Consider the following 15032-nt stretch of genomic DNA (forward strand, 5'->3'; position numbering starts at 1 on the left):
GTCGATCGATGAACCTTGGAGAAACTCGGTTTCCCGTCGTGGCAAACAAGCAGCGTGGCGGCTGGTCCGAGGTCTTGGCGAACCATCTTGTGCGGTATGCACTGGGCTCGACAGTGCTCCCTCCGGATGCCGTTTATCATTCTCGTGACCAGATCAGATCGAAGAAAACCACCTGTTCGCTGGAAACCAAAGGTCTGGCTGTATTTCAGCTGCGTGCATTCTTGCATACTTCCAAGGTCATCTATATTGGAGAAGTCGGCTGCCATCCAGGTACGCTCTGCTGCAACAAACTGACGATCATGCACGATGTCGAGGCAGGCAGGTAGGTTTGGCCGCCATTAGGACCGTGCTGACGAAGACGTCGAACTGGCCACTACAAGGGGTAGGTCTGCCGCGACTTGGCAAAATGATGGCGGGAGTCTTGGAACAATCGTGTGGTTGTTCCAAGACTCCCGCATCTGTATGTATCGTATGTGAACGTGCCTAGACGCCGAGCGGATCCGTGGCCGCATGATATGGGTCTGCGAAGCTGTGATCGAGCAGCTCATTGAGATAATCGCCGTAGCCGCTCTTGCCCAGCGCGACGGCCAGACCGCGCAGATGGGCGTCATCGATGAACCCCTGGCGCCAGGCGACTTCTTCCGGTGCGCCGATTTTCAAGCCTTGCCGTGCCTCGACGGTACGAATGAAATTGGACGCGTCGTTCAGCGACTCGAAAGTCCCGGTGTCCAGCCACGCGGTGCCCCGCGCGAGGACATTCACATTCAGGTTTCCCTCGTCGAGATACAGGCGGTTGATGTCCGTGATTTCCAATTCGCCACGCGGTGAAGGCGCAAGCGTTTGCGCCTTGCCGACCACGGAATTGTCGTAGAAGTACAACCCCGGCACTGCGTAGTGGCTCTTCGGTTCTGCCGGCTTTTCCTCCAGCGAGATCGCTCGGTGGAATTCGTCGAATTCCACCACACCATAGGCCCGCGGATCCTTGACCCAGTATCCGAACACCGTGGCCCCCGGCTGGTCTACATATTTCCGCAGCTGCGTACCGAAGCCCGGTCCGTGGAAGATGTTGTCTCCCAGCACCAGGGCAACAGACTTGTCCCCGATGTGTTCGGCACCGATAATGAACGCCTGTGCCAGCCCCTCCGGTTTTGGCTGCACCTTGTAGCTAAGCTCGATCCCGAACTGCGAACCATCGCCGAGCAAGTCTCGAAATTGGGCCTCGTCCTGAGGCGTCGTAATGACCAGAATGTCCCGAATACCAGCCAGCATCAATGTAGATAGCGGGTAGTAAATCATGGGCTTATCAAAGACCGGCACCAGTTGTTTTGAAATGCCCTTCGTAATTGGGTGCAAGCGCGACCCAGTTCCCCCAGCAAGTATGATTCCCCTCATGAGTCGAGCCTAGCAACGGCGCAATACTGGTTGTCAGAGTATCCGTACTCGAAATTCTCTAGGTCTGCACATCACGCGCGTATTGCTGGTTAGCGTAGGGCTATGAATAGAATCCTTGTGACTGGGGGAGCGGGATTCATTGGGGTCAACTATGTCCACCACATGATCGAGCACTCCGACAGCGCCATCACCATCCTCGACAAGATGACCTATGCGGCCAATCGGCTGTCTCTTGAAAGCCTTCCAAGCAACAGGGTCAAACTAGTCGTCGGCGACATCGCCGACGCGGCTCTCGTGGACGAACTGGTCGCAAAGCACGACGTCGTTGTGCATTTCGCGGCGGAATCGCACAACGATAACTCGCTGCATGATCCCGGGGTCTTCGTGCGGACCAACGTCGTGGGTACCTTTGAACTGCTTGAAGCCGTACGCCGGCACAACGTGCGTTTCCACCATATTTCCACCGACGAAGTCTATGGCGACCTGGCGCTGGATGACCCGCAGCGGTTTACCGAAACCACTCCTTACAATCCGTCGAGCCCGTACTCGTCAACCAAGGCATCCAGTGACCTTTTGGTGCGCGCGTGGGTGCGGTCATTCGGCATCAATGCGACGCTTTCAAATTGCTCCAACAACTACGGCCCGTTCCAACACGTCGAAAAGTTCATTCCACGACAGATCACCAATGTCCTGATCGGGGAAACGCCGAAGCTCTACGGCGACGGAACCAACGTCCGCGACTGGATCCATGTTCGGGACCATTCCTCGGCGGTCCAGCGTATCGTCGAGAAGGGACAGGCCGGACGCACCTATTTGATCGGCGCCGATGGTGAATGCAACAACGTCGAGGTACTGAAGATGATCTTGCGGCTCATGGGCGAGCCGGAGAATGAGTTCGAGCATGTGCTGGATCGCCCGGGCCATGATCTGCGTTACGCCATCGATTCCACGACCCTGCGTACCGAGCTGGGCTGGGTGCCTGAGTACACGGACATTGAGCGCGGCCTCGCGCAGACCATTGACTGGTATCGGAGTAATCAGGCCTGGTGGGAGCCGAGCAAGGCGAACACGGAGCGTCGATATGCGCAGCAACTCCGCAACGCTTCTCAGGCGGCGACCGCATGAACGAGGCCAAAGAGCTGATCGTCCAACCAACCGAGATCGCGGGTCTGCTGGAACTGACGCTGCCCGTGCACGGAGACGCGCGTGGGTGGTTCAAGGAAAACTGGCAACGCGAAAAAATGGTTGCCGCGGGGCTTCCCAACTTTCGCCCGGTGCAGAACAACGTCTCTTTTAACGCCGAGCGCGGAACGACCCGGGGGCTTCATGCAGAGCCCTGGGACAAGTACATCTCGGTGCTCTCCGGCAAGATTTTCGGAGCCTGGGTGGATTTGCGCCCCGGTCCGGGATTCGGCGCAGTCCACACCGCAGTTGTCGGGCCAGACTCTGCATTGTTCATTCCGCGAGGTGTCGCCAACGGATTCCAGACTCTTGAAGAAGGAACGGTCTATTCGTACCTGGTGACTGAGCACTGGACCGAACAGGCCCGCTCGGAGTACAGCTACGTCAACCTGGCGGATCCCGCTTTGGGAATCGCTTGGCCGATTACTATCGAAGAAGCGGTGATCTCCGACGCGGATCGGAACCATCCGATGTTGGACAAAGCCAAGCCGGTGTTGCCAAAGAAAATTGCGGTCTTCGGCGGCAACGGGCAATTGGGACGTGCGCTTGCACAAATGGGCCAGCAGGATCCGCGGATCGAGGTGTTCACTCGCGCCGAGGTCGATTTGGAAAGGCCTGATTTCCTTGACGGTTTCCCTTGGTCTACGTACAGCCATGTCATTAATGCCGCGGCCATGACAGCCGTGGATGAGGCCGAAAATCCTCACGGCCGGCGAAATGCTTGGCGGGTCAACGCCACAGCTGTCACGGATCTGGCGGCCCGCTGCACCCAGAATGATGTGAAGCTTGTTCACGTATCCACGGACTACGTTTTCGACGGAAAAGAAGAGTACGTGGCCGAAGACCATCCCCTTGCACCACTGGGCGTATATGGCCAAAGCAAAGCCGCCGGCGAGGCCGCAGTTTCCTCACACCCCGAACACACGGTGGTGCGAACGAGCTGGGTTGTCGGGGATGGCAAGAACTTCGTCGACACGATGTTCAAGCTAGCAATGCGCGGCATCTCGCCGCAGGTGATTGACGACCAATTCGGAAGGCTGACCTTTGCAGAGGATTTGGCTGGAGCCATTCTGCACCTGATCGATACGGGGCAGCTTGGTGGTGTCTACCATCTTCAATGCGACGGTCCGGCTACCAGCTGGTTCGAAGTGGCGAGAACGATCTATGAACTCACTGGACACGATCCAGAGCAGGTGAAGCCAACGTCCGCAAGCGAGTACTCACGCTCAGTTGACCTGGCAGCGCCACGTCCTAGGAATAGTACTTTTAGTCTCGAAAAGATCCGAGGAACCGGGTACAGCCCGTCTTCGTACTTAGTTCGTCTGGCGGAATATCTCAAGGCAAAGTCGGATGCCAATCAAATGGTCGACTAACTATCGGACACACCACGTAACTCAGTAAATAACGAGTAAGTCGCCCTGTGTTCGAGGGATTCGTGACAGCGCGCAAGTAAAAGAAGGGTTCGCAAACTTGATGGAAGTTACAAATCTTCTAGTCAGGACCTTATCGCGAGGGCGCCCGCCAAATTCAGAGGTTTCGGGGATTCGGTGCACTAGTACTTGATTTATCGCGTAGTTGTACTTGGAATTGCCGCAGCGGCCTGAAATATGGTGATTTTTATCTACTGCGAGCCTAGGATGAAAACACGCGGATTGGTCGGGGGATCCATCCGCAGTCATATTTGGGGAATGAACCGATTGGGGCGGTTTTTAAATGGAGTACTCGAGAGTACTTATTGGGGACGATACTCGGAATTCACGCAGGCTCTGGGGCGAGACCAACGCATTGGTCGCAACTCCAACCGATGCAATTACCGAGATCGGCAGGATCCTAGAGAATCCTGCAAAGTCCGGAGCGGTAGTCTCCGGACCATCGGGCAGCGGGCGCCGAGCAAGCGTGGAAGCTGCGCACAGCCAACTCATTGATCCGCAAAAACTTATTCGACTCAACGGGAGCAGCTTCGGGCAAAAGATGCCCATGGGCGTTCTGGCCTTCCTGCTGGCGCAGCTTGAAACAGCTGAACAGCCGAGCCGGCATGAACTCGTGCATGGGCTTGCGCGGGAATTGTGCCCGGATGGCAAGCCATCCGTGGTCTTGCTCGGCAAGCCAGAGCTCATCGATGAGGAATCCGGGTCGTTGCTTGCCCAGCTTGCTGCGATGCACAAGATCAAGCTCATCGTCATCTGCGACGAAATACATGACCTTCCACAGGATCTGCTTTCGTTGTTCCGTACCGGGCAGATGGAGCATGTAAGCATCAGCCGGATGAGCACCTTGGAGACGCGGGCATTTCTGGAGTCCGAGCTTCAAGGGCCAATCTCCGCCTTCGCTGCTTCGACGTTGCAGTATCTCGCCGACAGCAACCGCGGATTGATTCTCAAGCTGGCGCGGATCTGGATTGCCAACGGACAGCTGAGCCAGGAGTCCGGAACCTGGATTCTTCGGGATCTGGACCTTGGCAATGGTCCTGCAGTGCAGACCATGTTCAATTCTATGACCTCGGGGCTTGAAGATTCCGAACGAGTACTCTTGTATGCACTTGCCATGGGTGGTGCAGTCTCCCGAGACATGGTGCACCGTGCAGAACAGACCAAGGCCATGGATCAGTTGATCGCCAAGGACCACGTGAAGGTCGTGCCGCAGGCGGACCACCGCGTCATAATTGCGGTTCCATTGCTGCGCCTGATGCTTCGGCAGAACATCGATCCGGAGATGGAGCGTCGCAGCAACGAAGTCGTGGCACACCTGCACAAGGATCCAGAGACCGCCGTGGCACTTTCGGCGATGTCGTTATTGTCGGATCTGGGGCAAAACTCCACGTTGCTCGACATCGCTGAAGAGTATTCGCGCAGCGGATACGCCAGCGGGAAATGGGTTGTGGCGCCGTTCGCCCGGATCCGAATCCTGAAGTTGCACATTGGCGTATTGCTTCAGCAGGGCGACGTCCCGGTTGCCGTGAGCCTCATCCGGCTTGCACACGAGAACCTTCTGGCTGCCATTAATGATGCATGGTCCCAGGACCGGCTGTTGCGCGCCCAGCAAGAGCTCGACTTGCTTACCCAGCTGGTTGATTCTGCCCAGGCAGAAGTTAATGCAGGGTCGGAAGACTGCCATATCGACGACACTCCGGCGCAGCTGGAGGGATGGATGACCCGGGGACTGCACTTGCGTGCCATGGCCCTGCAGTCGACGAATTGCGCGGCGCGCGCACGCCAGACGGACGCCCAGACAGTTGTCGACCATATTGGCAACGAGCTGCGAAACCGCCGCCTGGGAATGGCTTCCTACGGGGGAATGTGCGCCGAAGACCTGGCAGAGATCGAAGAGCAGCTGCTCATGACTGAAATGCTGTGCGGAAAATATTCCGAGGCGCTCGTCAGGGCGACAGAACTCGCGGCGGGGAAATTTGCATATCCGCAGCTGATCGCCCGGGCCGAGAGTGCACGGGGCATCCTGTTCGCACTGCAAAGCGATCACGAACGTGCTCTGAAAATTCTTGAACCGTGCCTGTCTCAGGCGCGCCAGCAGGAAGAAACCGCAGGGAAGATTGCGATGGAAGCCGTGGTTTCCCATTCGCTGATGGTCCTGGGGCGACGGAGCGAGGCGGCGGAACTGCTCAGCCAGGAACAGGACGACATCTCGACCTCGTCGCAGGTGAACTTCCACAGTTGGGTGGCCGAAGTCTTTTCGGCCATGAGCTTGGCCCTCATCGGATCGCCTGAACAGGCGATTGCGAAGTTGATGTCATTTGCCGATAAGTCTCGCGCTGGCGGCTACCTCACCCTGGAGATGGGCGCGTTGGCCTGCGCGCTTCGGCTGGGCTATGCGGATCCCGATTCCCGTTTGGGCGCGGTGGCCGCAAACTGCCAAGGGGCTACGGCTGAAATGTACGCGGAGCTTTCGGAGAAGCACCATGGAGAATCGGCGGACCTTTTTGCGGTGCTTCGCAATCTGGTGGCTTCCGGACATATTCTGATGGGTGCGGTATCCGGCAATGCACTGGTTTCGTCATTGACAACCAAGGACCAGCGGAAGTTGGCAAAGCTCGTGGGCACTGTAAAGCGTCCTGCGTACCTCGCTGACAACAGCAGGTCCGATGCGCTGGCATCTGGGAAGACCGGTGCCCCAACGTGGGCCGGAGACCTGACGAAGCGCGAGTCGCAGATCGCGTTGCTGGCGATCTCGGGGAAAACGAACCTTGAAATTGCCCGCATCAACGGCGTTTCAATTCGGACCGTTGAAGGGCACCTGTACCAGGTGTATTCGAAGCTTCAGGTTCGCAATAGGCAAGAACTGACTGCACTTGATCGTGCCAGCCGACGTGCGGCGGGACAGCTGTGAACGCAATAGACTACAAGAGCCGACGTAAATCCAGCGAGTACCAGGACCTGCTGCACGTGGTCAGCACGCCGGAACCAAGCGGTGCCTTGGTTCTCGGCGGCGTGGGCATGGGAAAGACCAGCCTGGTTGACGCGGTCATGACCAGCACCGGACTCAGCGAGCCCGCAATGACGCTTTACTGCAGCCCGACGCTTGCTGCGGTTCCCTACGGGGTATTGTCGCCGTATCTTGACGCGTTGGCTTCAGTGGACGAACCTGTGCAGGTGCTGCGCGAGATCAACCACGTACTGGCCAGCGTGCCTGATAGCGACCAGCCGCGGATTGTTGTTGTCGAAGACGCACAGTACCTGGATGCCCAGAGCTGTTTCGTGCTTTCAACCCTGATGGAGAACGCGGCAATCAAGCTCATCGCGCTCGGCGCAGGCGTCTTGGAATCGGAATCGATCGTGGGGCAGCTGGCCCAGTCGCCGTTGATGTCGACGATCGTTGTGCAGCCGCTGGATGTTTCAGGAATCCGGACCGTTGCTGAATCCATGCTCGGGGGCACCCTCAGCGAAAGCTCAGTCGGGACGATCCACCGGCTGTCGGGAGGCAACCCGAGCTTCGTCGAGGCCCTGATCGCTTCAAGCTTGGAACAGGGATTGCTGATCCAGGACAAGGAAATGGACTACGGTCCCAGCGCACCACAGGGCATCTGGCTCCTGAGCCAGGACACCATCGGTGTTGACTCGCGGCTGACGAATCTTGTCAGCGAGATCCAACGGTTGAGCACCGAAGACGAACGGCGCACGCTGGAACTATTGGCCTTGGGCGGACCGGCGCCTAAGCTCGTTCTCGACGGCGGACGGCTTGAGTACCGTCGGATGATTGACGCCGGCCAGCTGCATGAGCTGCCGGACGACACCGTGGCGTTGGCCTCCGAGCTTCACCGCCGGGTGCTGCGCCTGATGGTTCCTGCGCAGCGAAGTGCGGAGCTGTACGATTCATGGCAGCAGTGCACGAGTGAACTGGGTATGGAACAGTCAGCGTCGCACGTGCTCTGGGGCCTCGAAGTGGGACAATCCTTCCCAACTGAGCGGATTCTGGATGCTGCATCATCTGCCTTGGATGAGGGCAACTATCCGTTGGCATGGGAACTTTGCCGTGCCGGAAACGTTGCCCATTCGAGCGGCCACGGTGCACTGTTCGAAGCGGATGTACTGCTCGGCTTGGGACGGTTCGAGTCAGCGCGAAACATCCTGCTGAGGTTCGTCGGAACGGCCAAAGCGCCTCACCTGCTGACCTCGGCCTTCAGCCAGCTGCTGGTCGTCGTCACTAATCTGGGCAACAACCTGCCCTTGATGCGCGACTACATCCACCAGTGGAAGGAATGGGTGTCGAGCCTTCCCTCCGATGCCGAATCGGCGAAGGCCGTGATGGACCAGCAATTCGCACAGCAACTTCTGGACCTGTGGGTGCGGGTGAACTCGATCGACGGACAGTTCCCCGAGGCCAAGGAATTCGAGCGGATCATCAATGATCCAAATTTCCCGGACGAAGGCCAAATCATTGCCCGCTTGATGTACTGCGACGCCGAAAGCGTTGTGGGGCACTCCGAGCGAGCGCTGTCCATCGCCCAGGAAGCCATCGAGTTGATCGCCGATGCCCCGAAGACCCGGGCGCTGTATGAAACCCGTCTGATGTTCTTGCAGTGCTGGAACCTGTTGCAGCTGGGGGAGAACCAGAAAGCGCAGCAACTGCTGGACACCTATCGCTACGGCGGAGAACGCTTCGGTGTACAACACCAAGGTGCCGTAGTTCTCATGCTGGGTCTTTCCGACCTGTTGCAGGGACGCAACCAGTCTGCCCTTCGCAGGTTTGCGGAGGCGGTCACGGAGTTGCGATTCGGAGATCCCGCCCAGGTGCTGACGTTCGCGAGAAACCTGCACGCCATGGCTCATGAGCTTGGGGGAAGTCTCGGGACAGGCACGGCTTCCGGAGCTCTGGAAAGCAAACCAGAGCCGCCTGAGCTCATCGGGGAGACCCCGTCGCGCCAGCGAGTCTTCGCCAGGGCTTCTGCCGCGACAATCGGCAGGCCCCAAGGCAGTGAGAAGCTCAAGGACTTCCCTGTCTTCGAACGGATGGCTCTGGCCCACAAGATTTCGCATCTGCCAGATGAAGAACTTGCCGGCAGCAAGGACCTCAGACGCCTGATTGAGCTCTGCGATGAACACGAAGGCACGAAGTCGCAGCTCCTGCTGCAGCTGAGCAAGTATCGCGCCCAGAGCGAGCCTCAGCCGTTGGAAGAGCTCGCCCAGAAGGCGTTCAGAAGCCAGGAAGTGCTCATTGGCGTCGAAGCGCTGGCACGTGCTGCGGTGCGCTATTCGGAGGCGGGGGAGTCGCGTACGTGCGGAACCCTGCTTCGCCAGGCATCGCGAGTAGTTAACGAGCAACGGATCAATCCGAACAAATATGTTGCGCGTGCTCTCGCGCTGACCGAGCTGACCGCTCGGGAGGCAGAGATCGTCCAGTTGGCGCTGTCAGGAAAAAACAATGCGCAAATCGCGCGCGTGTTAACTGTTTCCCAGCGTACGGTTGAGGGCCATCTTTACAGGGTCTTCTCGAAGCTGGGTATTTCCGAACGCTCCGAGCTGGTCGTCGCCGAACTTGATTTTGGGACAGCCCAGTAAGCTGACTACGTGTTTCAAGCAATCTTGAAGTAAGAAACACGCGTGCGGAGGATTATCGGGTTTCAGTAGTCTCTATTGTTAGGGAGCAGCGCCGGATCCATGGATCCTGGACTGTCCACGAGAGAACTGGGGACCATGCACGTGGTTAATATCCCTGAGGACTCCTTCCCTTAGACGGGGCGGCGGTTAGCGAATCCGCAAGGATTACCCCCCAGCGCAACCGTTCGCCCCTTATGCGAAACAGGTCTCATACCGGATCTCCCCCGATCACTGGTATGGGACCTGTTTTGTATTTAACGGCATTTAGCGGCGCAAGTGTTCTCTAGGTATCTCCTAGGTATCAGACGAGTACCTTCTCAAGGTTTCTTCACAGGATTCGAGTGTTCCTCCACTCGTGCGACTAAGTACCTTGCGTCATAAGCTCGGATCAACGAGAGTTGCGGGACTACGCAAGGGGAAGCGGCTCTCAACTGGGGAATTTGCATCTTTTTGGGGGATTGCACGACATGTGTATTTTTTGGGGGGCTTTCACGCGCCTGCGCCCGCGCAACGGAATCTTCGCAGGTAGCGGGGTACGGTAATGTCGCAGATTAGCGGACGCCTTGAAAGCAATAACTTTGGATCATCGAAGCTCTTCGGTGCAACCCGCCCGGCAGAGCCGGCAGCAGCATCAACCGCAGCAGTCGACGGGCGTCGCTACGTTCGACGCCTTGCCGTCACCGATTTTGTCATCATCGCCGTAGCCAGCATCCTGCCGGAGGTTTTCGTCCTGGCCGGTGGCCAGCTGAATCCTGAAGCCCAGCAGCTGTCGCAGCACTTCGCGCTGACCGGGGCCGTCGTAGCACTGGCCTGGATTCTCAGCCTGGTCTTCTTCCAGACCCGCGCTGCCGGACGGATTGCCGTAGGCATGCAGGAATACAAATTCCTGGTCTACGCAACCGCAGCAGTGGCCGGCGGCATTGGGCTGATCGCCCTCATCACTGGAAACCTGGACTACAGGTTGTTCATCCTGCTGAGCCTGCCGGTTGGCCTCGGAGCGCTGCTCCTGGGGCGTTGGGGCTGGCGGCAATGGCTGGCGCGGCAGCGCCAGCGCGGCTTCGCGCTGAGCAACGTGCTGGTGTACGGACAGATCAAGGACGCGCCGTACGTGGTTCGACAGATCTCCAAGCAGTCCGGCCCTGCCTACCGCGTGGTGGGAGTGCTGCTCGACGGCGCACAGGACGAAGACTCCGAGCAGGTTCTTCGAATGGCAGATCCGACGCTTCCGCTGTCTTACGACACCGGAGCCATCGAGGATGAGGTCCTTCGCTACGGAGCGGACTCCGTGGTGGTGGCCGGCCCGCTGACCGGAGGAAACTCCGCGTTGCAGGAACTCGGATGGCGCTTGGAGAAGACCGGCACCAAGTTGATCGTCGTCTCCTCGCTCACCAACGTCGCCAGCCGCCGGGTGCGGACCAGCCCGGTCGACGGAATGCCGTTGCTGCACGTCGAGCTGGCCCGGTTCACCGGGTGGCGGTTCTTGCTCAAGCGCGGATTCGACATCGTTTTCGCCTCGCTGGCTCTGCTGGGCCTGAGCCCGGTATTCCTCGTCATCGCCTTGCTGATCCGCCTGGACGGCCCGGGAAAGATCTTCTACAAGCAGGAACGCGCAGGCCTGGACGGACTTCCGTTCCACATGCTCAAGTTCCGGTCAATGGTGGAAAACGCCGAGGAGCGCCTGGCGGAGCTCGAAGCCCAGAATGAGGGCGCCGGGCCGCTGTTCAAGCTCAAGGACGACCCCCGGGTGACCCGCATCGGTCGCCTGCTGCGCAAGCACTCGCTCGACGAATTACCCCAGTTCATCAACGTCCTGCGCGGCGAGATGTCGGTCGTCGGGCCGCGGCCGCCGCTGTTCAAGGAAGTCGAAGCCTACACGGGACACGACCACCGTCGCCTGTACCTGAAGCCGGGCGTCACTGGGCTGTGGCAGGTCAGCGGACGATCCAATCTGGATTGGGCCGAAAGCATCCGCCTGGACCTGTACTACGCAGAAAACTGGACGGTCCTGAGCGACCTGCGCATCGTGTGGCGCACCTTTAAAGTCATGATCAAGCCAGATGGAGCCTACTAAATGAGCATCGCACCGGATACAAGCATCAACCCCGCACTGCGAGTCGCGGTGGTCGGTGCAGGATACTGGGGACCTAACCTGGCGCGAAACTTTGCAATGAGCAGTGAGTGGGAACTTGTCGCCATCTGCGACATGGACCTGGAACGCGCCCGGGCACTGGCCCGCAAGACCGGAGAGCCCGCGGTCGCCGGATCGCTGGATGAACTTTTGGCCAACCACGACATCGATGCCATAGCCATCGCCACGCCGGCGCGGACCCACTACGCCATCGCCATGCAGGCCATCGCCGCGGGGAAACACGTAGTGGTGGAAAAGCCGCTGGCGGACAACAGCGTGCACGGACGGGAAATGGTGCAGGCGGCGGCCGGCGCCGGAACCATCCTGATGGCCGACCACACGTACTGCTACACGCCGGCGGTGCTGAAGATCCGCGACCTGCTGACCGACGGCGAGCTGGGGGAGATCCTCTACATCGATTCGACCCGCATCAACCTCGGACTGGTCCAGCCGGATGTCGACGTGTTCTGGGACCTTGCCCCGCACGACCTGTCCATCCTGGACTTCGTGCTTCCCGGAGGCCTGCGCCCGCTGTCGGTCACCGCACAGGGGGCAGACCCGCTGCAGGCGGGCAAGTCCTGCATCGGCTACCTGAGCATGCCGCTGGACAACGGGGCGCTGGCCCACGTGAACGTCAACTGGCTCTCGCCGACCAAGATCCGCCAGATGGTGATCGGCGGCAGCAAGAAGACCCTGATCTGGGACGACTTGAACCCGCAGCAGCGCTTGAGCATCTTCGACCGCGGCGTGGACCTGGACCGCCAAGAAATGATCCGCACCGACACCGAGGACCGCAAGGGAGCCACGATCTCCTACCGGCTCGGAGACACCTGGTCGCCGGCCCTATCCGAATTCGAACCGCTGGGGCTCATGGTCTCGCAGTTCGCAGCCAGCATCCGCGGCAACAAGCCCGCACCCACCGACGGCGCATCCGCACTGCGCGTCCTGCGCGTCCTGGAAGACGCCAGCGCAAGCCTGGCCAACGGATCCGCACCGCAGTTCAGCACCGAGACTTCCGCAATGGAGAACGCATCATGACCCAGCCACTGGCACGCCTTGAAGGCAAGAAATTCCTGGTTACCGGCGGCGCCGGCACCATCGGTTCGGAAATCGTCGACCAGCTGCTGGCTGCCGGCGCCGAACAGGTGGACATCCTGGACAACCTGGTCCGCGGACGCCGCGGCAACATTACCGAAGCCCTGTCCAGCGGCCGCGTGAACCTCATCGAGGGCGACATTGCCGACCGCGAACTGGTCCGCGAGGTCACCGAAGGCAAGGACGTGGTCTTCCACCAGGCGGCCATCCGCATCACCCAGTGCGCCGAGGAGCCGCGCCTGGCCGTGGACGTCATGGTCAACGGAACCTACAACGTTATCGAGGCGGCGGTGGAGGCCAAGATCCCGAAGGTCATCGCCGCATCCAGCGCGTCGGTCTACGGCATGGCCGAGGAGTTCCCGACCACCGAACGCCACCACCCGTACAACAACGACACGCTGTACGGCGCGGCCAAGACCTTCAACGAGGGCCTGCTCAAGAGCTTCCACGCCATGTACGGGCTGGACTACACGCTGCTGCGCTACTTCAACGTCTACGGACCGCGCATGGACGTGCACGGCGCCTACACCGAGGTGCTGGTGCGCTGGATGGAGCGCATTGCCGACGGGCTGCCGCCGCTGATCTTCGGCGACGGCTCGCAGACCATGGACTTCGTGTTCTCCGAGGACATCGCCCGCGCCAACCTGCTGGCCGCGGCCAGCCCGATCCGCGAAGGCATCTACAACGTGGCCAGCGGCACCGAAACCAGCTTGAAGGAGCTGGCTGAAACGCTGCTGAAGGTCATGGGTTCGGACCTGCATATCGAGTACGGGCCGGAGCGCTCGGTGAACTCGGTGGTCCGCCGCCTGGCCGACACCAGCGCGGCCCGCCGCGACCTCGGCTTCGAGTCCACCGTGGGCCTGGAAGAGGGACTGCGCCGGCTGGTCACCTGGTGGGAGCCGCTGCGTGAGGAAGTCGCCGCCGGTCGGCTGCTGAAGAAGCCGGTTGCCGCAAGCCACTAGGCAAAACACCGCGTACGCACTACATTTGTGAATAATCACGCGAACACCGATTTTTTGGGGGAAGAATCATGGATCGCATCAGCGTCATGAAGCCATGGCTGGGGACGGCCGAATCCGACGCGGTAGCAGAGGTCATCGCCTCGGGATGGGTCGCACAAGGCCCGCGCACCGCAGCATTTGAACAGGCATTTGCCGAACATCAGCAGGTGGGGCACGCGGTAGCGGCCTCGAACTGCACCACCGCGCTGCACCTGGCCTTGAAAGTCGCCGGGGTGCAGGCAGGGGATGATGTGGTTCTCCCGTCATTCTCGTTTATCGCCACCGCGAACGCCCCGACCTACCTGGGCGCGCGCCCGGTGTTCGCGGACGTCGAGGAAACCACGGGAAATGTCAGCGCGCAGACCATCGAAGCCGCACTGACACCGAAGACCACCGCCATCATCGCCGTGGACCAGGGCGGCATGCCGCTGGACCTGGAGCCGTTGCGGCGGCTGTGCGACGAGCGCGGGCTGGCGCTGGTCGAGGACGCCGCCTGCGGTGCGGGCTCGACCTACCGCGGCGCGCCCGTGGGCGTGGGCGCCGACGTGTCGGCGTGGTCGTTCCACCCGCGCAAGCTGCTCACCACCGGCGAGGGCGGCATGCTCACCACGAACAATGAGCAGTGGGCGCAGCGCGCCCGGCGCCTGCGCGAACACGCCATGGACGTCTCCGCGGCGGCCCGCCACGGCTCCACGCTGGCCCCGCAGGAAAGCTACGGGGAGATCGGCTACAACTTCCGGATGACCGACATGCAGGCGGCCGTGGGACTGGTCCAGCTCTCCAAGCTCGAGCAGATGGTGGTGCGCCGGCGCGAACTGGCCGCACGCTACCAGCAGGAGCTGGCAGGGGTGCCGGGGCTGCGCTTCGTGCAGGACCCGGAGTACGGAACCTCCAACTACCAGTCATTCTGGATCGAGGTGAGCCGCCCGTTCCCGCTGGACCGCGAGGGGCTGCTGGCCAAGCTCGCCGAGGACGGGATCTCCGCACGCCGCGGCATCATGGCCTCGCACCTGCAGCCTGCCTACGCCGGGCACAGCGGGTACACGGTTGCGCTGCCGGTCACTGAGCGGCTGACCGCCAACACGCTGATCCTGCCGCTGTACCACGACCTTCGGGAAGAGGAACAGGACCGCGTGATCTCCAGCGTGCTCTCCGCCAGCGCGCTGACCACCGCCGGAGCCTAGC

At 60.4% G+C, this 15032-nt stretch carries 10 protein-coding genes; 9 read left to right on the forward strand and 1 reads right to left on the reverse strand.

Annotated features, from left to right (window positions below; translation table 11 throughout):
- Nucleotides 1-8 precede the first annotated feature (8 nt).
- On the forward strand, nt 9-326 hold the full coding sequence (locus tag RF641_RS01340; RefSeq protein ID WP_424572250.1) for a hypothetical protein: 318 nt from the start codon (nt 9-11) through the stop codon (nt 324-326).
- Between the two features lie 157 nt (nt 327-483).
- On the opposite strand, the gene rfbA is transcribed toward RF641_RS01340, so the two are convergent.
- Complete coding sequence (gene rfbA / locus RF641_RS01345) at nt 484-1392, reverse strand: glucose-1-phosphate thymidylyltransferase RfbA (RefSeq protein WP_424572251.1); 909 nt, start codon at nt 1390-1392, stop codon at nt 484-486.
- A gap of 102 nt (nt 1393-1494) precedes the next feature.
- Here rfbA and rfbB point away from each other — a divergent pair, with 102 nt between their 5' ends.
- The 8 genes from rfbB to RF641_RS01385 all read left to right on the forward strand — a co-directional run bounded on the left by rfbB (nt 1495) and on the right by RF641_RS01385 (nt 15031).
- Complete coding sequence (rfbB, locus tag RF641_RS01350) at nt 1495-2517, forward strand: dTDP-glucose 4,6-dehydratase (RefSeq protein ID WP_424572252.1); 1023 nt, start codon at nt 1495-1497, stop codon at nt 2515-2517.
- The gene (locus tag RF641_RS01355; RefSeq protein WP_424572253.1) at nt 2514-3947 is read left to right on the forward strand and encodes a sugar nucleotide-binding protein; all 1434 of its coding nucleotides are present in this window, start codon (nt 2514-2516) and stop codon (nt 3945-3947) included. Before rfbB ends, RF641_RS01355 begins: the two co-directional genes overlap by 4 nt.
- A gap of 523 nt (nt 3948-4470) precedes the next feature.
- Nucleotides 4471-6915, forward strand: coding sequence for a helix-turn-helix transcriptional regulator (locus RF641_RS01360; protein ID WP_424572254.1), 2445 nt, complete (start codon nt 4471-4473; stop codon nt 6913-6915).
- Entirely contained in the window at nt 6912-9584 is a 2673-nt protein-coding gene (locus tag RF641_RS01365; protein WP_424572255.1) for a LuxR C-terminal-related transcriptional regulator, read from the forward strand. The genes RF641_RS01360 and RF641_RS01365 overlap by 4 nt, the downstream gene beginning before the upstream one ends.
- 580 nt (nt 9585-10164) lie before the next feature.
- On the forward strand, nt 10165-11694 hold the full coding sequence (locus tag RF641_RS01370; RefSeq protein ID WP_052772322.1) for a sugar transferase: 1530 nt from the start codon (nt 10165-10167) through the stop codon (nt 11692-11694).
- Nucleotides 11695-12789, forward strand: a complete 1095-nt coding sequence (locus RF641_RS01375; protein ID WP_424572256.1) for a Gfo/Idh/MocA family protein — start codon at nt 11695-11697, stop codon at nt 12787-12789.
- The gene (locus RF641_RS01380; protein WP_424572257.1) at nt 12786-13808 is read left to right on the forward strand and encodes an NAD-dependent epimerase/dehydratase family protein; all 1023 of its coding nucleotides are present in this window, start codon (nt 12786-12788) and stop codon (nt 13806-13808) included. Before RF641_RS01375 ends, RF641_RS01380 begins: the two co-directional genes overlap by 4 nt.
- A 68-nt stretch (nt 13809-13876) precedes the next feature.
- Nucleotides 13877-15031, forward strand: a complete 1155-nt coding sequence (locus RF641_RS01385) for a DegT/DnrJ/EryC1/StrS family aminotransferase (RefSeq protein ID WP_424572258.1) — start codon at nt 13877-13879, stop codon at nt 15029-15031.
- The last annotated feature ends 1 nt before the right edge of the window (nt 15032 follow it).

Origin of the sequence: Arthrobacter sp. 'calajunan' (assembly GCF_046940185.1) — a bacterium.
Lineage (GTDB): Bacteria > Actinomycetota > Actinomycetes > Actinomycetales > Micrococcaceae > Glutamicibacter > Glutamicibacter soli.

Bases quoted from the DNA above. Each gene is read 5' to 3' on its own strand.
- RF641_RS01340 (WP_424572250.1), top strand. From the start codon at position 9: ATGAACCTTGGAGAAACTCGGTTTCCCGTCGTGGCAAACAAGCAGCGT.
- rfbA (WP_424572251.1), bottom strand. From the start codon at position 1,392: ATGAGGGGAATCATACTTGCTGGGGGAACTGGGTCGCGCTTGCACCCA.
- rfbB (WP_424572252.1), top strand. From the start codon at position 1,495: ATGAATAGAATCCTTGTGACTGGGGGAGCGGGATTCATTGGGGTCAAC.
- RF641_RS01355 (WP_424572253.1), top strand. From the start codon at position 2,514: ATGAACGAGGCCAAAGAGCTGATCGTCCAACCAACCGAGATCGCGGGT.
- RF641_RS01370 (WP_052772322.1), top strand. From the start codon at position 10,165: ATGTCGCAGATTAGCGGACGCCTTGAAAGCAATAACTTTGGATCATCG.
- RF641_RS01375 (WP_424572256.1), top strand. From the start codon at position 11,695: ATGAGCATCGCACCGGATACAAGCATCAACCCCGCACTGCGAGTCGCG.
- RF641_RS01380 (WP_424572257.1), top strand. From the start codon at position 12,786: ATGACCCAGCCACTGGCACGCCTTGAAGGCAAGAAATTCCTGGTTACC.
- RF641_RS01385 (WP_424572258.1), top strand. From the start codon at position 13,877: ATGGATCGCATCAGCGTCATGAAGCCATGGCTGGGGACGGCCGAATCC.